This window comes from Proteiniphilum sp. UBA5384, assembly GCF_002410825.1.
Lineage (GTDB): Bacteria > Bacteroidota > Bacteroidia > Bacteroidales > Dysgonomonadaceae > Proteiniphilum.
The window spans coordinates 66661-87983 of the sequence record NZ_DHOS01000002.1 but is presented as its reverse complement, the minus strand read 5'-3'; the positions used below and the strand labels follow the sequence as shown (position 1 = coordinate 87983).

At 41.5% G+C, this 21323-nt stretch carries 13 protein-coding genes; 4 read left to right on the top strand and 9 right to left on the bottom strand.

What is annotated here, in order from left to right; translation table 11 throughout:
- Window positions 1-4 precede the first annotated feature (4 nt).
- The 9 genes from B4G81_RS01475 to B4G81_RS01435 form a co-directional block, all read right to left on the bottom strand.
- Window positions 5-2038, bottom strand: coding sequence for a RagB/SusD family nutrient uptake outer membrane protein (locus B4G81_RS01475; RefSeq protein ID WP_294079346.1), 2034 nt, complete (start codon window positions 2036-2038; stop codon window positions 5-7).
- A gap of 43 nt (window positions 2039-2081) precedes the next feature.
- On the bottom strand, window positions 2082-5213 hold the full coding sequence (locus B4G81_RS01470) for a SusC/RagA family TonB-linked outer membrane protein (RefSeq protein WP_294079344.1): 3132 nt from the start codon (window positions 5211-5213) through the stop codon (window positions 2082-2084).
- Between the two features lie 21 nt (window positions 5214-5234).
- Window positions 5235-6692: an IPT/TIG domain-containing protein gene (locus B4G81_RS01465; protein ID WP_294079342.1), complete on the bottom strand. Its 1458-nt coding sequence runs from the start codon at window positions 6690-6692 to the stop codon at window positions 5235-5237.
- Window positions 6693-7111: 419 nt separating this feature from the next.
- Window positions 7112-7447, bottom strand: a complete 336-nt coding sequence (locus B4G81_RS01460) for a carboxypeptidase-like regulatory domain-containing protein (RefSeq protein ID WP_294079339.1) — start codon at window positions 7445-7447, stop codon at window positions 7112-7114.
- A gap of 192 nt (window positions 7448-7639) precedes the next feature.
- Window positions 7640-8125, bottom strand: coding sequence for a toxin-antitoxin system YwqK family antitoxin (locus B4G81_RS01455; RefSeq protein ID WP_294079337.1), 486 nt, complete (start codon window positions 8123-8125; stop codon window positions 7640-7642).
- Window positions 8126-8260: 135 nt separating this feature from the next.
- Window positions 8261-9442 (bottom strand): hypothetical protein, encoded by a 1182-nt coding sequence (locus B4G81_RS01450; protein ID WP_294079335.1) that lies wholly within the window; start codon window positions 9440-9442, stop codon window positions 8261-8263.
- 44 nt (window positions 9443-9486) lie between these two features.
- Entirely contained in the window at window positions 9487-12189 is a 2703-nt protein-coding gene (locus B4G81_RS01445) for a TonB-dependent receptor (RefSeq protein ID WP_294079333.1), read from the bottom strand.
- Window positions 12190-12379: 190 nt separating this feature from the next.
- Entirely contained in the window at window positions 12380-14113 is a 1734-nt protein-coding gene (locus tag B4G81_RS01440) for a DEAD/DEAH box helicase (RefSeq protein ID WP_294079331.1), read from the bottom strand.
- 181 nt (window positions 14114-14294) lie between these two features.
- On the bottom strand, window positions 14295-15362 hold the full coding sequence (locus B4G81_RS01435) for a tyrosine-protein phosphatase (protein WP_294079329.1): 1068 nt from the start codon (window positions 15360-15362) through the stop codon (window positions 14295-14297).
- Window positions 15363-16022: 660 nt separating this feature from the next.
- Here B4G81_RS01435 and nadA point away from each other — a divergent pair.
- From nadA to B4G81_RS01415, 4 genes are all read left to right on the top strand, one after another.
- Window positions 16023-16970 carry a quinolinate synthase NadA gene (gene nadA / locus B4G81_RS01430; RefSeq protein ID WP_294079327.1) on the top strand — a complete coding sequence of 316 codons (948 nt, stop codon included), beginning with the start codon at window positions 16023-16025 and terminating at the stop codon, window positions 16968-16970.
- 124 nt (window positions 16971-17094) lie between these two features.
- The gene (ychF, locus tag B4G81_RS01425; RefSeq protein WP_294079325.1) at window positions 17095-18198 is read left to right on the top strand and encodes a redox-regulated ATPase YchF; all 1104 of its coding nucleotides are present in this window, start codon (window positions 17095-17097) and stop codon (window positions 18196-18198) included.
- Window positions 18199-18328: 130 nt separating this feature from the next.
- A complete protein-coding gene (locus B4G81_RS01420) occupies window positions 18329-19330 on the top strand; it encodes a LacI family DNA-binding transcriptional regulator (RefSeq protein WP_294079323.1) in 1002 nt (333 codons plus the stop codon).
- Window positions 19331-19469: 139 nt separating this feature from the next.
- Window positions 19470-21245 (top strand): L-fucose isomerase, encoded by a 1776-nt coding sequence (locus B4G81_RS01415; protein ID WP_294079318.1) that lies wholly within the window; start codon window positions 19470-19472, stop codon window positions 21243-21245.
- Window positions 21246-21323 lie beyond the last annotated feature (78 nt).

Below are 21323 nucleotides of genomic sequence, written 5' to 3'. Positions count from 1 at the left end.
TGGATTAATCAAATGACGGCCATCCGGGCGCTTGCGTCAAACGGGCGTTTCTTTTCAACTCATTATAAGCAACTGGCCAGAAGTATTGTTTGATGGACCATGAGGTTTGGATGCTCGACACCACTACCTGCTCATAGAAATGCTCTCGGTATTCCTTCGGAACAGTAGTATTGCATCCGTAAATCATCTGGCTTTCTTCCTCCGGTGCATCTTTCCAACGTCGAAGGTCGTAATAGCGTTGATTCTCACCCAAAAATTCAATCTGGCGTTCACGTTTAAGTAATGTTCTCAGTTCATCGGGAGAATTATATGGATTACCCAAGCCTACTTCATCGTAATTGGGCACACCACCACGCAGGCGCACCGGAAGCACGGCTGCTTTCATTGCCGGGACATCCCTTGTGATGGTATATATTTCATTACCATCCCACGACAAAACTGAATGAGTTGTTGTCAGTTCATTCAACGCTTCGGCATACATCAGCAAGATATCAGCATAGCGGATAGCTGGGTCAACTTTAGGATATGCCGTTCCACCACTCGCGTAACTCTCTTTCGGATTCACAAATTTCATCATCCCGATACCGGTCGGTATCCAACGATCCTGCGTGCTCACAATTTTTCTACCATCATCTTCACCATAATAGTAAAATGTCTGGAATTCACGATTGGTGGCATCCGATGCGCTTATTCCTCCCCACAGTGCGCCACTAAAAGCAACCGAGGCATAGAAGCGCGGTTCGCGGTTGGCATATTCCAGCCATACATCTTTTTTCAGATAAGGATATTCACCATCTTTCGTAGTAAATCCTTTCAGGCTGGTAGTCCGGTCGAACGGCTTTCCATCACTCATACCGTAAGCGTCGCATTGTTTACCGGTAATCCCATGGCAATTGAATCCACCTCCTTTACTCACCGGAATCTGGTGACGCGACATGGATTGTATCCCAAATCGATAGTCCAGTTGGTTATCGCCGCGTGAAAAGATCAATTCGGGATTTTCGGTCACATACAAGTCACCATTGAACAGGGCACGATACGAATCCAACGGGTCAATGTCACTCCATCCACCTTCTTTCCAGGTCTTCTCGGAATATATCGGATGGTAGGGGGGCTCGATGGTTTGCGGATAAGCACCCCAAAGTCCGCCAGTTTGGCGTTTTGGAGCTATATAAAGTTCATATTCATCCAATTCTATCACATCACGGGCTGCAGCCGCGGCTTTTGCCCATTTTCCTTCATCGTATTCTTGGGAGATGAGGTTCCTTCCCTGATCATCTACGAAATCGTCCATTTCCAGATTACCGTTCGCCAGCGGGCTTGCCGCATAAAGATATACTTTGGCGCGGACGGCCAGAGCGGCACCCTTGGTAGGGCGTGAAGCGGACAAAGTACTTCGATCCTGTCCCAAAAGTCCTGCAGCCAACAGCATCTGTTCTGAAATATATTCCACACACTCGTCATATGTATTTCTCGGACGAGCCAATTCCGAATAGGGTGCTTCATAATCGAGCCCTTCTTCAGGAAGGATGGGTACCGGCCCATATTTCCGCAATAATAACCAGTAGAGATAACCACGAATAAAATAAGCCTGTCCTTTGAGGTCTCGATACATGGCTTCGGTGATCTCATCACCCGGATGCACATTTTGTATAAAAATAGATGCCTGGCGGATACCTTCATAAGATTGGTCCCAGGGACGGGCTATAAGATTTGACGGATTGCCAGAGGTATATTGCGGTCCATATTCACCAGCTTTATATTTAGCAAAACTTATGCCTGCACCTCCCTCAGTAAAAATCATATCATCCGAGAAATTAGTAATCGTGAACTGAACGTGTCCTATCTCCAGGTTATAATTCAACAGTTGGTAATAAGCATTGGCCAGCCACTGTTCGGTATAATCCCGGCTATTGAAAATACGTTCCAGACTCTGACGGTCATTGAAATAGCGCTCCACATCCAGATGATCGGAGCAGGATTGGAGAAATGTTCCCAAACCTATAAGGGCGCTCAGTAAGATATATATTTTTTTCATCTGATTAAAGTTGTTTCTTTTCAAAAATTTGTGATTAAGCATGTTAAATATTAACGGTTAGTCCGACAGTTATGGTTTTTCCTAACGGATATTTTTGTCCATTGGAACTGCCCATTTCTGGATCCCATAGTTTAAATTTCGAAAATGTCAGTAAGTTTTGACCTACCAGATGGAATCTTACTTTTTCCAAATGTATCTTGGTCGTAATTACTTTGGGCAATGTATACCCTATTTCAAGTGTTTTTAATCGTAAATAAGAACCGTCACGCAACCAATAGGTAGATGCGCGGTAGTTGTTGGCGTTTCCGCCATAACTCAACCGTGGGTATTCGGCATTGGGGTCTTCATTGACACCTAAAATCCAACGGTTACCTTTGGCTACGTCTTCCAGAATGTTCCCCCATTCTCCGTTGGTAAACGGATATACGGTGAAACCATTAATGAAGAAACTCGATCTGCCGGCACCCTGGAAGTGGACGTTCACATCAAACCCTTTCCACGTGGCAGAAACTCCCAGACCATAAATCAGGTTAGGTTTCGAGGTAGCGCCAATGGGTACAATGTCGTCATTGTTGACAATACCATCACCGTTTATGTCCTTGTATTTGATATCTCCGGGCATTACGTCCCGGGCGTTGCCGAAGTCCTGCCGTGGGCTGTTGCGGATATCTTCGTAATCTTTAAACAAGCCTAAAGCAACCAATCCTTTTGCCTGATTGACTCGATAGCCCGTTTTGCGAAGATAGGGATAGCGGTTTACCATTTCATCGGCCTCGGTAATCTTATTTTTACTGTAGGTGAAGTTGCCCCGTACCTGTAAATTGACGTTGCCCGCCTTTTGTGAAAGTTTAAAGTTACCATCGAACCCGTGTGTTTTCACGCTTCCTACATTTGCCGACGGATTAGTTCCCTGAATACCCACCATATCAGACAAAAAGTCCCTGGACATGTAAATTCCGTCACGACGTTCGTTAAAGTAATCCACCGTAAGGCCAAATTTATCGCCCATGAGGTATACATCTACCCCAAGGTCATGCTTCTTGGCGACTTCCCAGGTCACATTATTGGATGACACTTTTGTGTAAGTCAATCCCTCGTACCCGAATTTACTGTTCAAGTCTCCCCAATTATAATATACAGGGTCTTCCACATCTTTGACATAAGTAGTATTATAATTTCCAAAATTCGCCAAATAGGGGAAACGGGTAGCAGATTTTTTCGGATCTACACCGTCCACACCCACCTCGCCATAGGAATACCGGATTTTAAACATGCCGATCCAGTCAATATGGTCTCTGATGAATTTTTCTTCCGCAATGTTCCATGCTGCCGAATAGGATGGAAAAAAACCAAATTGATGCCCTTTAGCAAAATTTTCTGAACCGTTATATCCGAAATTGAAATTGAAGAAGTAGCGACTCTGGTATCCGTAAGATATATTTCCGGCTACTCCCTGGTGGCTGCGGGCAATTCCGGACATGATTTCCCCACCGATATCGGAGGTATTCACATAGCGGTCCTGTGTATATTTGAAGACACTGGCGAGATTATGATCACCAAACGTCCTACCATAAGCCAATTCTGCTTCCAGAAATTCTTTCCGGTCACCCGACGCAGTGGAAAATTGCTCCAGCAAACGCTCGGGTACCAATCGGTTGAATACGATCTTCCCGTTGGAATCGCGTAGCCGTTCAGCCCTCCACATTTCAGGGTTTTTCCGGCGTTGAATATAATTTTCATTATAGGTATCGTAACCGAAACGTCCGGTAAATCTCAACCCTTCGGTGACAAAATCGAGTTTTTGTTCCAGCGTGATGTTTGAGTTGATGGTATTTTTCCAGACTTCCGAATATCCGGTTTGCGTAGCGGCTGTCCATGGATTGTATCTTCTTTCCATTCTCTCGCTTTCTTCTTTCTGTATAACAGGTACATATCCGTTTGAGTACATCACCGGCATAGAGACAGGGTTATAACCGAATACGGAATACCAAATATTGTCAGAAGTGGTCCCGGCATGGTTTGTTTTTTCAAGCGCACCACCGATACCGACCTGAATCAGTGTGGAGTTAGTAATATTCATATCCATGTTCATACGGTAATTGTACCGTTGATAATTGGCATTGGTATCGTATTCCTTCATAGTCTTATCCACATTATACATTCCACCCTCATCAAGGAAGCTACCGGACAAATAATACCGGGCTTTTGATCCGCCACCTTTCACACTTACTGAAGCACGATAAGTGGGGGCACCATCTTTCAACAAAAGATCCATCCAGTCAACATTGGGATAAATATCAGGGTCTAATTGATCTTCAATCATTATCAGTTCCTGATCTGTATAAATAGGTCTTTGATTACGGGACAGGCGCGCTTCATTCGCCATAGATGCATAAGTCAGTCCATCGGCGAATTTGGGTGTTCGGGTACGGGTGGTATAGGTATATTCGGCTTTAGCGGTCACATCCACCTTTCCCTCCTTCCCTCTTTTGGTGGTAATCAAAATAACCCCATTGGCACCACGAGATCCATAGATAGCTGTGGCAGAGGCATCTTTTAATACGGAGAATGTTTCTATATCTTCGATATTGAGTTCATCCATATTTCGTTCGAACCCATCTACCAGGACCAATGCGCTGGAACTGCCTCCAAAGGTGGAAATACCACGTATCCAGAATTCGGAAGTGTTCTGTCCCGGTTGTCCTGAACTCTGCATGGCCATCACTCCGGCAACCTGACCAGCCAAAGCATTGCTGACACTTGAAACCGGCGTTACCAAAGTCTCCACATCCACGGTGGTAATTGCTCCGGTTACAGTTACTTTCTTCTGCGGTCCCATTCCAGTAACGGTCACTTCTTCGAGCACATTCGTTGTCGATTCCTTCATAGTGATATTCAAGACCATATTTTCATCTTTCACCAAATGCTCCTGACTATCATAACCAATGTAGGAGAAAACAAGGTATTGAAAGGCTTCGAGTTTTATCTTGTAATTGCCATCAATGTCGGAAACCGCACCTAATCCCGGTTTTTCCTTTACGACTACAGTGGCTCCAATCAGGGGAAGTCCATCTGCATCAAGAATGGTGCCGGAGACTTCCACGGTCTTTTGTTGAGCAAACAGGTTCGTTGTACATATCAACAAGCATACAACGGCGAGAATATATTTCTTCATTTTTTTCATGTTTAGTATTTCTTATTCTACGGAAATGGTACGTATTCGTTTATTATCATTGTCGGCTACGTAAAAAACCTCTTCTTCTTCGTCGTAACAAATACCCGTTGGTTTGTTAAAACGAGCCGTTTCACGTGCGTCACCGTCAATCCAACCGTTTACATTTCCGTCGGAACCTATACTCCCGCGTCCGGCAAATGTGCTAACCTGACCGTCGGGCGTAATTTTCCGAATACAATGGTTTAGATTATCACACACATAAAAATCATACACATCGGCTTTACCCTGTGCCACATATTCTTTGTTTTTCACAAAAACTCCCTGTCGCGGATAATTGAAACGAGCGGAAGTACCTGGAAGATCTGCATAACCCGTTGCCGCAGTTAAAGATCCTACATGAACGGCAGGTGATTCAAGAGTTTTTGTTTGCTTATTGTAGGCACATTTATACACAGCATGAAATACCCCAGTAATATATACATACAAATCATCCGGATGTTTTGACATGAAAGTATGTCCACTACTATTTGCCTTGATACTGAACAGTGATTCTCCGTCCCACATTTTGGCGGCAGCATCCCATACCTGGCGAGCTTTATACACTACTGAATTAGTGTAAGTGTTATAAAACAGCGTGCCATCGTTCATAGATACAGCAGAATAAGAAGTTTGTGCATATAGATAGGGATATACTTTCCTAAAATTTTCCCTACGGAGCGTATAAAATATATTTGGTAGCGCATGCCGGTCGTTCCAGTTTCCCTTTCCGTTGTCATCCACAAAAAACAGAGTATCGCGGGTGGGAGTATCGAATAACATCGATTTTATTTTCTTCGCGCCCGACTGTCCTTTCATGAATACGGTTGAAACCTCCTCGCTATTCAAGTTTATTTTCCGCAGTGCGGCCAAGTCTTCCGCATCAATACAATAAATAGATTTTTCACCCGTTTCGGGGTCTATATCAAATTCCAGCCACCAAGGTGCTTGAAACTCCGCTTCTTCGAACGTCCCATTAATGATACTGGACTTATTGGTTTGAGGGTCCACTTTTCCTACCAATGTGTTTACCTGCAAGGCCACATGAAGATCAAACAGATCTTCAAATTCATACTCCTTTACCACTTTATCGGCTGCGTCCATAATCTTAACAACGACATCACCCCTGTTGGAGCGCCTGGGAGCCATTACTGCGATCCTCGTACCCGTAGAACCAATCACCGGAGCCATTATTCCTCCAATAGTTACTTCTATTTTTGAAATATCTGTTCCGAAATTTGATCCTTCAATAAATATCAAAGTCCGCACAGGGCCTTCTTTCGGAGAATAATCGGTAAAAGTTACCGGCTTCGAAGGATCAGAGGGTATCACCGGTTTGGCACCTTGATACCCACCATCCTCACTACAACTTGTAGCGACAAGACTTATCACAAATAAAATCGCAATAAATCCCAAGAACTTTTTTTTGATTTGTTTTAGCATTGCTGGTTATAATTAGATTATTAAATATTCATACATTATCACCCCTGATTAATTAAAAATATATCTTAATCGATTGAAGATAAAAAATATATTAATATATAAAATAGTTTACTATGCGCCTTTTTGTAATATATTACAGAAGTGCAATTCACAATAAAAAGAATATGGGGCCAAAATTAAAGTATTTATTTATAATTTCAAAACTTTTCAAAACTTTTTGTAAGAAAATAAAACCAATCTACGTTGATACGCAAGCCAATCCATGTTTATTCAGAATTTATATTACTACTGTCCAAAGAAATTTTTCCATACGTTCAGTTGCACTGGATTGGAATCATTCATCGGACGTTTTGGGTTACAGACTCATGGTTTTGGAGTCATGGACTGCAGTGTTTTTTTCCATCTTCGAAGTCTATTGCTTATTTTTGCAGCAGACTGATATTCAATTTTTTATTTTTCGTGAAATCGATCTCAGTTGTATAAGGTTCGTAAGAAATCAATTCAACTTTTACTTTGTATTTACCCGGAGTTACATCAGTAATGGTAAATTGCCCGTCAAGGTCGGTATAATATTTCTTTCCGTCCACGATAATAGCAGCACCAGCAAGCGTTTCCTTATTCTTCCCGTCTACCACTGAGCCGGTAAGTTGTAAGATAGAGATGAATTCTTTGCTTTTATTTTCGCTTTTTTTGTCGGTTGAAGCAAAGGCAGACGAGATTAGTAAAGCACAAGCAAACATTAATAAAGTTCTCATAATGGATATTATTTTGTATTTTTAATTTAAAACCGTACAAAAGTATGGAGTAACCGCAAATAAGCCGTTGCGTTTTGATTAAGATGTGGTTAAGTTTTTATTACGATAAGATATTGTTCATTGAATTTATTTGTTTTCTGCGCTCGACAAAACAAATAAATCTGTTCTGCTCATATTGCTTAACAAAATAGTTCAATATTTTTTTTCGTCCAACAACTCTCCCTCCTCATTCCACATTCTCCAGATACCAGATTTTTGCCCGTTGTAGTAATTCATTTCATACCGTTGGGTTCCCAGTTCATCCCAGATCCGCCAAGTACCGTGCTTTTGTCCGTTCTTGTATTCCGCTTCGGAGAGCAGTTGTCCTGATATATCATAATTCCTCCAAAGCCCATGCAGCTTCCCATCTTTATAGGAACGCACCTCTTTGGGCTTTCGGTTTTCGAAATAAACAATATAAGTACCTTCGGGCAGACCGTTTTTAATCTGCATTTCCAATTTGATCGTATTGTTATCATAATACTCCCTATAATCGCCAGTATAGAGCTCTGTCTGTGCCCTGTCGCGATAATAGACACCATCCGACTGGTATAATTGCGGTGTGTCCTGTCGTTTCTGCGCCAGCACTCCTACTATTATAAGCAGGCCGGTCAATATCAGCAATACTTTAACTTTCATTCGAATTTTCTTTTGTAATGTTATATTCATTTGGTAACAAGGTATACTTTAATCTACGTACAGATAGCAAAAAACACCTTGACTTTCACCAAGGTATTTTTTATCTCTTCATAAAATAATATTCTGCCTTAGGCCTTAGAACTGGTATCCCGTCCAGGAAAAGATATCGGTTGGACAACCGGCATTACCGTCTTCGATTTTTACATTCGCCAATCCGGCCTCCGGATTTATTAACTTGTCTGTTACCGACGTCAGTTGGTTCGTCAAGCTGATGGCCGTAGCAGCATTTGCCCCATTCAAGTCAATTACATCCTGTGTAGTACCCGTACCTTTTACCAAGGCATTCTCAATTGTTGCCTTGGCTCCACGGCGAATGAGAATTACATCCTGCATCGTCTTTTTCTTGAAATCGGGGTGTTCTTTATCATTGAGTGCCGCCAATTTGAGTTCGATTGTCATATTCTTGATGGTAAAATCGGACTGTCCTGTGTGATCAGGGAAATTACCATCCATGTTACCGTCCGCTTCTACACCACGAGGATCCGACTCAGTACTGGAATAATCACTTTCCCAGATTCCATAAGCATTTTCCAATGTTCCGGTATAACCTTGTGTAAAGTCGAACATATCATCATCGGAATTCACAACCAACAGGTTCTTCACATTTACCGAACCACCAAAGAATTCGATACCGTCATCGGCTCCGTTCGGGATAAAAATATTTTCGATGGTAGTACCGTTGCCCACACCGTTCAATGTAAGGCCGTTGTGTTCTACGTCGGCATTCGAACGTGCTCCGGTATATTCCAGCTTCAAGTAGGTGATCGATCCTGAATTATCGGCCACATTTGTACCACCGTATTTATAATCAGTATTGATTTCAGTCGTGCCGGTAGTACCGCCTGCAAGGGGTGCGCGCCCATTGATGATCAGTCCGCCCCAATGGCCTTGTGCCGCATTCGCTTTATTGGCAGTCATAGTAACCGGTGCTTGTGCTGTTCCATTTACAAAGATCTTACCGCCCTGCAGCACCAGGATATAATTTCCAAAACCTTCATTGGCTTTAATAACCGTACCGGCAGGAATATGCAATTCTCCATTCTCTTCCACAATAAAACTACCTGTCAATGCATATTCAGTACCGGCTTTCAATTCTAATTTGTCTTTCAATTTGCCCAAAAGAACACCTTCTTCGGCAAGCTTGTGCACAAGTTCCCTGTCATCCCCATTCTCCGGATCGTCATCCCCGCAAGAAGTCAACACCACGGGTGCCAACATAACAGCGAACATCATAAAACTTAAAAAAATCTTTTTCATCTTGTTTGATTAATTAATAAATTTAGTGTGAAAATATTCAGTAATTAAAATTCATAGCTTACGCCTAAGCTTATATTCTGTCCTTTCTTAAACTCGTTCAAAACAAGGCTTTCCGTTGTAGAACTACTTTCTCGAGTCAATCGATAGGTCGGATTCAATAAGTTGGAAGCTTTGGCTTTTAACGAAAAATATTTGTTGAATTTATACGACGCAACAAAATCGAGTGTAGCCACTCCTTCCTCAATAATATCATTATAACCTCCTGCACCGATTGTATGAATTCGATTGCTGAAGTAGTTAAAGATAAGTGAAGCAATGAGGCTTTTCTCTTGTTTGGTATAACTATACGACAGGTCGCAATTCATAAGGAAAGGCGAGGCACCCTCCAACCCACTATTTCTGGGATTGGTATTGAGAATACTCAGTTCGAGATTGGTGTAGATATAAGAAGCATTCAATCCGGCAGAAAGCCTGTTCATCTGCTCCGTCTGTGTATTGAACCGGTTAAAGATATTCTTCCTAAGTTCCAGTTCCACACCACCCACCAAAGCATGATCGCTAATATTGTCATAAGTTAGTAATCCTGCCGAATTTCCCTGATCGACACGGCCGATTGGATTGTCAATATATTTATAGAAACCCGTTATGGAAACCAATTCATTAGGACTGATATAATAATCCCATTTCAAATCGGCATTGTAATTATCGGATGGTTGAAGATTCGGATTACCCTGACTGGTAAATGACACATTTACATACTGGTAAGGGGAAATTTCTTTTGATTGGGGCAATGTATAGGTTTTATTTAACCCCAGGCGTATGGTATTCTTACCATTCAAATCATATTTCAGGTTCAGGCTAGGCAAGAAATAGTTTTTCCTGAGCGTTTTTTTTCCCGGTGAAACATGTTCCACGTTATACTCTACTGTCATATCTACCGCATCGACTCTGAAACCGGCATTGGCCGTAAGATTTTCTAATAACTGGTACGATGCTTCCCCAAATCCCGAATGGATATATTTGGTTACATGATACGTATTAGAAGAACCCAGAGTCATCGTGAATAGTCCCTCTTCCAAGTTCCGTGCATTGTAAAGATCGTCCAACTTCAAACTTTCAATCGGATAGATCCCACCAATTGCCCCGAAATTGTATTCAATTGCTTCAAATTCATCATCCACAAAACGACCGTTATATCCCACTTTCAACACCGAGTTACCACTATTAAAACGGTCACCCAACTTGTAAGTCAAACTCGTTTTTACATTTATATCACTACCTTGTAGTGTAGAGAAAAAACGCTTTTGTCGGTTGCTACCGGTGAAACCGTAAGTTCCATCACCCTGTTGTGAGAGATAATTCTCCCTCCTATCGGGTTCCTCACCTTTCACACTATTATAAGAAACACCGGCGCTTAACTTGAGTGGTTTCGACAGTTCCCAGTCCGACATTAATTGATTTACCACCAATAAATTATCATTTGCCTGCTGTCTCCTCAGAAAACCCAAAAAATCGGGGCTATCCTGATGCCGTTCAGAATTGAATCCCTTGTATTCGCTCACATATTGATCGTTGGCATGAACCAACATAAAATTATATTGTAGATTGTGTTTGCGGTGAATATCGTATGTCACATTTCCAAGCAAAAGCTGATTGATATTTTGGGAATGCTTATCCCCTTTTTGATCTTGCTTGATCTCTCCATTTGTAGAAGATTTTCGCACTTGTTCTTCCGTATATGAGTAGTCGGTACTATAAGAAGCAACTATAAAGAATGATAAAGGATTTTCTCCCAGCCGCAGTAATTTTCCTCCCGAAATCCCGTAACTATGGTTAAACGGCAACGACACTTTTTTCGGATCGAGGCTGTTTTGGAACCTGAATTGATCGGCAGCAGGCCTTTTAGTACCGGCAAATCCAAAATAACCGGATCCATCCTGACGCAAAAAATCACTCCCGAAAGTCGAAGTATTAAATCCTCCCGAAAGATCAAGATTGAGGGCATAATCGCCAATCAATTCCTTAGAAGCAATATTGATACCGGCCCCCCCCACATCGGAGTAGTCACTTCCACTAAATACTTTGTTGACACTTATATTTTGAATGACATCGGTTCCAAAAAAATCGAGTGCTATATTTTTGTATTCCGGATCGTCCGAAGGAATGGCAAACCCATTGAGCAAGGTCACATTATAGCGGTCTCCCAATCCGCGGACAAACACATTCTTTACTCCTTCCTGTTTGGAAATTCCGGATACTTGGGCAACAGCCGCCCGGGCATCTCCAATTCCCTTTCTCGACAGTTCACGTGCTCCGACCGCCTGCGTGGCAACCAACGCCTGACGTTGCTCCATCAACAGGATATTCTCACTTTCACGGTTTGCCCGTGCAACTACTTCCACCTCCTGTAAGTTGATATCATCGGTGTGCAGCAAAAAATCAACCGTCATTTCGTTGTTTCCTTTAACAACAATTCCAGTTCTTGTCTCACTTTGGTAGGCCACATACGACGCAATAAGCGTATAACTGCCCGCTTCCACATTCCGGATAATATAATTTCCGTCCAGATCAGCAGCAGCGCCGTTGGTGGTCCCTTCGATCAGTACCGATGCACCTATCAACGGTTCATTGGTCTGGGCGTCTATTATTTTCCCCTTGATAGTACTTGCCTGACTATATAAGTACACCGGAAAGACAAGGAAAAACAATAAAACGAACAATATTGACAAAACAAATCTATGTCTCACAAATTTCTATTTACGTTAGATTTTCGGGACAAAGGTCATTTATAAATGTTACAGATCAATTACAGTTTGGTTACGATGTTATTAAGATTTAAGTTATAATGTGGGCATACTAACAAAAAAAACGGGGTAAAAACCCCGTCTATACATATTTAATATTCCAGTTGCCGAGTTGATGGGCATCAACCGACTGCTATCTTTTCTGCTTATGTTTTTTCTTCTTTTTCCCTTCAAAAGACTCATAGAATTGCCTTTTTTCCTTTTGTGGTTTATTTTCATCTCGAGAGACTTCCACAACCAGTTTCCGGTCTTCGATATACATTCCTCTGAAAGACTTCACCACTTTTGACGCCAACTCTTCCGGTATTTCAAAAAAAGAAAAATTCTTCATCAGGTCGATTCGACCTACCGGCACTTTCCCTTTTACATGTTCATTGATAAAACCCATCAAGGTAGCCGGATTTACTCCGTCCATCTTCCCAATATTGATAAACAGCCGGGCATATCCTTTTTCAGGTTGCACTACTCCACCACCCTTCTGGCGCCTGCTTGTCCTATCCGTCCATGTATCCTCTCTCCTACCCTTCGATGACCTCTCTTCGGGTTCATAGATATCCTCGGCCTGTTTATAGTATTCAATCAGCCGATTGAACTCAAGTGATACTATCCGTTTAATGATATCCTCTTTTCCGAGCCATTCCAACTTACGGAAAATGGAGGGCAATAACCGGTCGATCTCCTCTTCGTTGACTTTTACTTTCTCTATCTTATCCACAAAATTGAACAATTGTTTCTCGCAGATCAGGTCTCCCTTGGGGATAGAGCGCTTTTCAAATTGCTTGTGAATCAATTTCTCAATCTGGGTAATCTTCCCTTTTTCCTTTATGTGGATAATGGAGATGGAGGTTCCCGTTTTACCGGCACGGCCAGTCCTGCCGCTACGGTGAGTATATACTTCATAATCATCGGGTAACCCATAATTGATAATATGGGTTACGTCATCCACATCCAGTCCCCGCGCAGCAACGTCGGTAGCTACTAAAATCTGGAGATTATGATTCCTGTATTTACTCATCACATAATCACGCTGCACCTGCGACAAGTCACCGTGCAGAGCATCAGCATCATAACCGTCCTGCATAAGTTTATCTGCGATCTCCTGCGTTTCTTTTCTGGTACGGCAAAAGACAATTCCGTATATATTGGGATAATAGTCGACAATCCTTTTTAATGCGAGGTATTTGTCCTTGGCATGCACCATGTAATAGAGATGCCGTACATTTTGGGCGCCTTCATTTTTTCGTCCGATGGTAATCTCCACCGGATCATTCATATATTTGCGGGTAATCTTCTCTATCTCCTTCGGCATTGTAGCGGAGAAGAGTAACATGGATCGATTCTCGGGCACACTGGAAAGAATCTCATCGATACTTTCCGAAAAACCCATATTGAGCATCTCGTCGGCTTCATCCAACACAATCGTATGCACATGTTTCAATGAAACTGTTTTACGGTTGATCAGATCAATCAGTCGACCGGGAGTCGCTACTATAATATGTACCCCTCTCTTTAAAGTCCGTATCTGACTTTCAATGCTTGACCCTCCATATACAGGAAGTATTTTAATATCTTCAACGTAAGTAGAGAAATCGGTAAGGTCCCCTGCTATCTGCAGGCACAATTCTCTGGTAGGGCAAAGAATGACCGTTTGAGGGGATACTAAACTTATATCTGTTTTTTGTATTACAGGAATACCGAATGCGGCTGTTTTACCTGTACCTGTCTGAGCCAAGGCGATAATGTCCCTCTTCTGAGAAAGTAGTTGTGGAATCACTTCCGCCTGTACCGGCATGGGGTTTTCAAAGCCTAATTCCTCAATAGCCTGCCGGATCTCCGGAATTACTCCCAATTCTTCAAATGTGTTCATTTTCTAAATAATTTTAATGTATTATGGGTATTGATACTTCTCCTTACCCATAACCACTAACACTAAAGATGAGAGAGAATTCAAAAACACCTTATTTTAAAATCGGGTGCAAAGGTATGAAAATAAATTGAATATCTAACTTTGCAAAATAATCAAGTTTACCGTTCTATGCTAATAAATATCAGAATTGATAAAGCAGATATTTACGTAATAAATTTTTCTTGCCTGAAGTAACACGAAGTTCTTTTTCGAGATAGGTATCTACCGATCCGTATTTCTGTTTTATATAGTCAATAACATAATTCAGATATGCATTATTGACAGACAGCATAGCCGTAACGGCTTCCTGTAGGGGTTCAGGAAGATTCCTGGCGTCAATATTCGCTTTAGCAGGGTCTATTTCCTGATTGGATAGCATATAATCTTCTTCCAAAATACTGTGTGGAATACCTAAAGCATACAGTATGAAATAAGAAGCCAACCCTACCCCATCCTTACCCAAGGATTCTGTCAAAAGAATCGGATAATTGCTATCATTAGTCAACAGGTCAAACATTTCACCAAATTGTTCCTTGTGATTTTCAACAATATCCACATACGATTCCTGTACATAATGGATGGCATCACTCCGGTTGAAATCTCCGTCCCTCACTTGTTCATCCAGTTTTTCAGCATCCATCGGGGTTAACGGCAACGATATTTTACGGATGGATGGATGAAGTAATAAAGGATATTTCTTAGCAGTTCTTTCTGATCTGAAATCGATAACAGTCTTGATATCCAACCTTCGTATTTTCTCCTGATCGTACAAAGTGGCATTGCTCACATCTGCCGAACGGTATATTTGGCCCCATTTTACCTGACGATTATCCGAAGTAAAATATCCACCTATATCTCTGAAATTTTTGATATTATTCATTTCGATGACTCTGTTTGCCACCACACCTGAATAAACACCCGCCGTACGAAGTATAAAATACTCTCTTAACCCCGAGCCGGTAGGACTCACTCTTAACACCTGATCGGTAATCCTTTTGGAAGTGAGAGGCGTAAAATTTGTAAGGGAACTGTCGGTCAGGGAAGAATAAATATCTATATCTCCTTCCTGATCAGGGCTCACTTCCCATTTTAACAGAAAATCACCTTCCCTGTCCTTTTCTACGACAGAAGTTATTTTTACTGTGGACATACAGGAGTTTCCCAGCACCAACAGTAAAAACAGATAGATTATAGAATACTGCTTTTTCACTCCCTCTTTCTATAAATACTACAAACGAACAAATATACAAAAAACTTTATTTGAATAGAGAAATATTCGAGACTGATTAACAATATATAATTATTCATTTTCCTTTTTAATACTCAATGGTTCAATAGATATTCAGTAGTTATTCAATGGATATCTGATTATAATAACGGCGAAACCGAATAACTATAAAATAATATGAATCATGAATTGTTGATAACTTGTAAAATGGGTGTAAATAAAATTTGACAAATTAATTTGGAAAAGAGAAAAACAATCCCCTTGTAAAAAAAATCCGACTAACCTAAAAAAGTTACTTTTTTTATTGGAAAGATTTCATTCATTTTTCAACAGGAAAAATGTCTTGTAATAGAAATAAATTATTAACTTTGCCCTTTGTAAACAATTTATGATAACATTTGTAATTATCACATTTACAGAAAGAAAAATAAAATTTTCCTGTGGATAAGTTTTGATAATATAGGTATTAATTTTGATAATGTCATAATCAACTTTTACTTGAAAAAGTCATCAACAGTTTCAACAGGTATTCATCAACATCATATATTTTTTGAATTTAAAAGTATATTATAATAAATATAAGTGCGGTTGAAAATTTAATTTTAAAGGGTTTTGTAACTTTGGACGGAAAGATATAATTATATGACAAATAATATAGAACTTATTCAGAATATAAATGTGCTGAAAAAAGAAAAGAATGCCATTATTTTAGCACATTTTTACCAGGAACCTGAAATACAGGATATCGCTGATTTTGTGGGTGACAGTCTTGCCTTGGCACAATGGGCTACAAAAACTTCTGCTGATATTATTGTCTTGTGTGGTGTGCATTTCATGGGGGAAACGGCTAAAATACTCAGTCCTGAAAAACGGGTTTTTATACCTGATCTGAATGCCGGATGTTCCTTGGCTGATAGTTGCCCGGCCGGACCTTTTGCTGAATTTATACATGCACACCCCGGTTATACTGTGATTTCTTATGTGAATACAACTGCCGCCGTAAAGGCACTTACAGATATTGTTGTTACTTCTACCAACGCCAGGCAGATTGTGGAATCTCTTCCCGAAGATGAAAAGATAATTTTTGGTCCGGATAAGAATCTGGGAGATTATATCAATAAATTGACAGGAAGAAATATGCTTTTATGGGATGGAGTATGCCATGTACATGCACAGTTTTCTATTGAAAGAATTTTGGAATTGAAAAAAAAGTATTCTAATGCTTTGTTACTGGCTCATCCTGAGTGTCCTAAATATTTATTGGAAATTGCGGATCATGTGGGTTCTACTTCTTCTCTTTTGAAATTTTCTACTCAATCGGACAATAAACAGTTTATAGTAGCCACTGAATCAGGGATTTTACACCAAATGCAGAAAGAGAATCCTGATAAGGAATTTATTCCTGCTCCGCCGGAAGATGCGACTTGTGCCTGTAATGAATGTTTCTATATGAAAATGAATACGCTGGAGAAACTTTATTTATGTCTGAAAAATGAAAAACCTGAAATTTTTGTAGATGAAGAGATAAGATTACAAGCAGTAAAACCAATTGAGCGAATGTTGGAGATATCTGCACGCTACGGTTTGTAACTGCTTTCTTTTTTGTACCTTTGCATCCGCAAAATATAAATTTCAGCTTTGTCTTCACTCTTTTGCCTTGATTTATGGCTTTGGAATCTTGTTTTTGGGCAAAGCGATCTTAAAGTCTTAAAAAATGGCGCTGCAATGTGGTATTGTAGGACTTCCCAACGTGGGGAAATCCACTCTTTTTAACTGTTTGTCGAATGCGAAAGCGCAGGCGGCAAATTTCCCCTTTTGTACTATTGAACCTAATGTCGGAGTGATTACTGTTCCAGATGAGAGGTTAAATAAATTGGCTGAATTGATTCATCCTCATAAAATTGTACCTACTACTGTAGAAATTGTAGATATTGCAGGATTGGTAAAAGGTGCCAGTAAGGGAGAAGGATTGGGTAATAAATTTTTAGCCAATATCCGTGAGACAGACGCCATATTACATGTCCTCCGTTGTTTTGATGATGAAAATGTAACACATGTGGATGGTAATGTAGATCCAGTGAGGGATAAGGAAATTATTGATGCTGAATTGCAATTAAAGGATTTGGAAACAATTGAATCTCGTATCAGTAGGGTAGAGAAGCAGGCAAAAACCGGTGGGGACAAGGATGCCAAACTTGCTTTCGAAGTTTTTTCCAGGATTCGTGAAGCTTTATTACGGGGTCAATCAGCCCGAAGTGTTATTTTCGATACCAAAGACGAAAAGAAGATGGCACGAGAACTTTTTCTTTTGACGGCAAAACCTGTATTGTATGTTTGCAACGTCGATGAAGCGAGTGCTGTAAACGGTAATCAATATGTAGAAGCAGTTCATGAAGCAGTTAAAAATGAAAATGCCCAGATATTGGTTGTAGCAGCTAAAATTGAGTCAGAAATTGCTGAATTTGATACCTATGAAGAGCGTGAAATGTTTTTGAAAGAGATAGGATTAGAAGAGTCCGGTGTAAGCCGTTTGGTAAAAACTGCTTATAGTCTGTTGGATTTACAGACATTCCTCACTGCCGGTGTCCAGGAAGTACGTGCATGGACTTTTCAAAAAGGATGGAAAGCTCCACAATGTGCCGGAGTAATCCACACCGATTTTGAGAAAGGATTTATTCGTGCGGAAGTAATCAAATACGAGGACTTTATTGCGTATGGTTCGGAAAATGCCGTGAAAGAAGCAGGTAAAATGAGTGTAGAAGGAAAAGAATATGTAGTGCAGGATGGTGATATCATGCATTTTAGATTTAATGTGTAGAAATTTCACGTTATTTAGAATTAATATAAATAAAGGATAACTGCCTTAAATATGTTATAAAACATACAAAATAATTTTTAATTAATCGATTAACCTTTTACTTTTGCGTTAAGTTACGTTATAAACATCTATGAAGGTGGAAAAAGTTTCTTTGAAAATAATTGCGAAAGAACTAGGAGTTTCCGCAGCAACCGTCTCACTTGTTTTGAATGGAAAGAACAAAAATGGACGGGTAAGTGAAGAAATGTCCAAAAGAATCATAGATAAAGCAGCAGAATTGAATTATATACCCAATAGTCTTGCCAAAGGTTTGAAAATGGGTCATTCCAAGTCGATCGGATTAATAGTGGCTGATATTTCAAACGTATTTTTTGGTACGTTGGCGTTGCATATTCAAAATTATGCGGAGAAAGAAGGATATACCGTGATTATAGGAAATACCAATGAAAAATTGGAAGAGATGGAGAAGATTATCGCTTTCCTTAATTCACGACAAGTAGATGGACTGATTATTACTCCGGCTGAAGGGAGTGAAGAATTAATAGAATCACTTTTAAAAGTGAATAAGCCTTTAGTTTTAGTGGATAGGGGATTCCCTAAATTAAATGTGCCTTCTGTTTTGATCAATAATTATGAAATTTGTTATCGTTCTGTAAAACAATTGATAGGACAAGGGTATAAAAATCCTGCATTTATCACTTATCGGCAGGATCAGTATCATACCAACGAACGTAAAAGAGGATTTATAGAGGCGGTAAAAGACGCAGATTTATATAAGCCGGATAATGTACAGGAGGTAAGTTATCAAATGTTGGAGAAAGATATGGATGAGGCTATTATACGCCTGTTACACAGTAAAAATAGGGTAGATGCTATTTTTTTTGCCACCAATACAATTTCGATGGCCGGCATAAAATCTCTGCTCAAACATGAAATCCTTATCCAAAAAGACATACAGGTTATGTGCTTTGATGAAACAGATGCCATCAATCTGTTTCCCTTTAGAGTGCCATTTATAAAACAACCCATTGAAGAAATGGCAAAAAGATCCTTGGAATTGCTTATTGAGCGGATAGAAAATAAAAATGCCAAAATCAGAAAACAGTTTTTAGAGGCAGAACTGATAGCATAAAAAATTTCCCAAAGTTAGTTAAACGATTAATCAATTTTGAAAGTTCTATAATGGAAATCATTGAATAAATTAAGTAAAATAGTATAGTTAAACGATTAATCAAATCCTATATTATATATAAAAAGTAAAAATAGATCGTATGCAACAAATTTACCCAAAAATCGGCATCCGCCCTGTAATCGACGGACGTCGGGGAGGTATCAGGGAATCCCTTGAAGGGACCACCATGAATCTGGCAAGAAGTGTGGAAAAACTCTACCGTGAGAACCTGCGTTATCCCGACGGCTCCCCGGTGGAGTGTGTGATAGCCGATACCTGTATCGGTGGAGTGAAGGAGGCGGCCGACTGTGCCGCGAAATTTGAAAGGGAGAATGTGGGCCTTTCCCTGTCCGTCACCCCCTGCTGGTGTTACGGTTCGGAAACCATCGACATGAACCCCAACATTCCCAAGGCCATCTGGGGTTTCAACGGCACCGAACGCCCCGGCGCGGTGTATCTTGCAGCCGCCTTGGCAGTCCATAACCAGAAGGGCCTGCCTGCATTCGGTATTTATGGACGGGAAGTGCAGGACATGAATGACCCGGCCATACCCGATGACGTAAAGGATAAACTGCTCCGCTTTGCCCGTGCCGGCCTTGCAGTAGCCATCATGCGGGGTAAATCATACCTCTCCATCGGTTCGGTGTCGATGGGCATCGGGGGTTCCATGACCAATCCCGACTTCCTGCAGGAATACCTGGGCATGCGTACCGAATTCGTGGATGCCAGCGAGATACTGCGGCGCATTCAGCTGGGTATCTACGACCATGACGAGTTTGAAAGGGCGATGCGGTGGACCCGTGAAAACTGCATGCCCCGTGAAGGGGAGGATTTCAACCCCGCTCACCTGAAGCATAGCCGTGAACAGAAAGACCGGGATTGGGAATTCGTGGTGAAGATGACACTCATCATGCGCGACCTTATGGAAGGCAATCCCGTATTAGACAAAATGGGACGTGGAGAAGAGGCGCTCGGACATAATGCTATAGCGGGCGGTTTCCAGGGACAGCGCCAATGGACAGATTTTCTGCCCGACGGCGACTTCCCGGAAGCAATCCTGAACTCTTCTTTCGATTGGAACGGCATCCGCAAACCCTATACCTTCGCCACCGAGGATGACCACCTGAACGGTATCAGCATGCTGTTCAACCAGCTGCTGACCAACAGGGCACAGATCTTTGCCGACGTGCGCACCTACTGGAGCCCCGAGGCGATAGAGCGTGTAAGCGGCTGGAAACCGGAGGGGATTTTGAAAGACGGCGCGATCCATCTTATCAACTCCGGCTCCTGTACCCTCGACGGTACCGGCCAACAATCGGATCAGGACGGCAATCCGGTGATGAAACCCTTCTGGGAAATCAACGGGGAGGAAGTGGAAAAGATGCTCGGTGCCACCACCTGGTATCCCGCGTCGCTGGAATATATGCGCGGTGGAGGCTATTCCTCGCAATTCCTGACAAAAGCGGGTATGCCGGTGACCATGTGCCGTCTGAACCTGATCAAGGGACTGGGACCCGTGCTGCAGATCGCCGAAGGATGGACCGCTACCTTCCCCGATGAGGTGTTCGACATCATCAACAGGCGGACCGACAAGACCTGGCCGTCGACCTTCTTTGTACCGCGTATCACCGGTAAAGGACGCTTCACCGATATCTACTCGGTAATGAATTACTGGGGTGCCAACCACGGCGCGATCAGTTACGGTCATATCGGCGCAGATCTGATCACACTGGCTGCCGCCTTGTCCATCCCCGTGAACATGCACAACGTGGATGATGACAAGATCTTCCGTCCCGATGCATGGTCGGCCTTCGGTTCCGACAACGAGGGGGCCGATTACCGTGCTTGTAAGGCTTATGGACCGTTGTATAAATAGAATGAGTAAGAACTTTATGTACTCTATAGTTATTTGTGTAATAGTCATATATCAATTATACTTTTTAAAAAAGAATGG

Bases quoted from the DNA above. Each gene is read 5' to 3' on its own strand.
- B4G81_RS01475 (WP_294079346.1), bottom strand. From the start codon at position 2,038: ATGAAAAAAATATATATCTTACTGAGCGCCCTTATAGGTTTGGGAACA.
- B4G81_RS01470 (WP_294079344.1), bottom strand. From the start codon at position 5,213: ATGAAGAAATATATTCTCGCCGTTGTATGCTTGTTGATATGTACAACG.
- B4G81_RS01465 (WP_294079342.1), bottom strand. From the start codon at position 6,692: ATGCTAAAACAAATCAAAAAAAAGTTCTTGGGATTTATTGCGATTTTA.
- B4G81_RS01460 (WP_294079339.1), bottom strand. From the start codon at position 7,447: ATGAGAACTTTATTAATGTTTGCTTGTGCTTTACTAATCTCGTCTGCC.
- B4G81_RS01455 (WP_294079337.1), bottom strand. From the start codon at position 8,125: ATGAAAGTTAAAGTATTGCTGATATTGACCGGCCTGCTTATAATAGTA.
- B4G81_RS01450 (WP_294079335.1), bottom strand. From the start codon at position 9,442: ATGAAAAAGATTTTTTTAAGTTTTATGATGTTCGCTGTTATGTTGGCA.
- B4G81_RS01440 (WP_294079331.1), bottom strand. From the start codon at position 14,113: ATGAACACATTTGAAGAATTGGGAGTAATTCCGGAGATCCGGCAGGCT.
- nadA (WP_294079327.1), top strand. From the start codon at position 16,023: ATGACAAATAATATAGAACTTATTCAGAATATAAATGTGCTGAAAAAA.
- ychF (WP_294079325.1), top strand. From the start codon at position 17,095: ATGGCGCTGCAATGTGGTATTGTAGGACTTCCCAACGTGGGGAAATCC.
- B4G81_RS01420 (WP_294079323.1), top strand. From the start codon at position 18,329: ATGAAGGTGGAAAAAGTTTCTTTGAAAATAATTGCGAAAGAACTAGGA.
- B4G81_RS01415 (WP_294079318.1), top strand. From the start codon at position 19,470: ATGCAACAAATTTACCCAAAAATCGGCATCCGCCCTGTAATCGACGGA.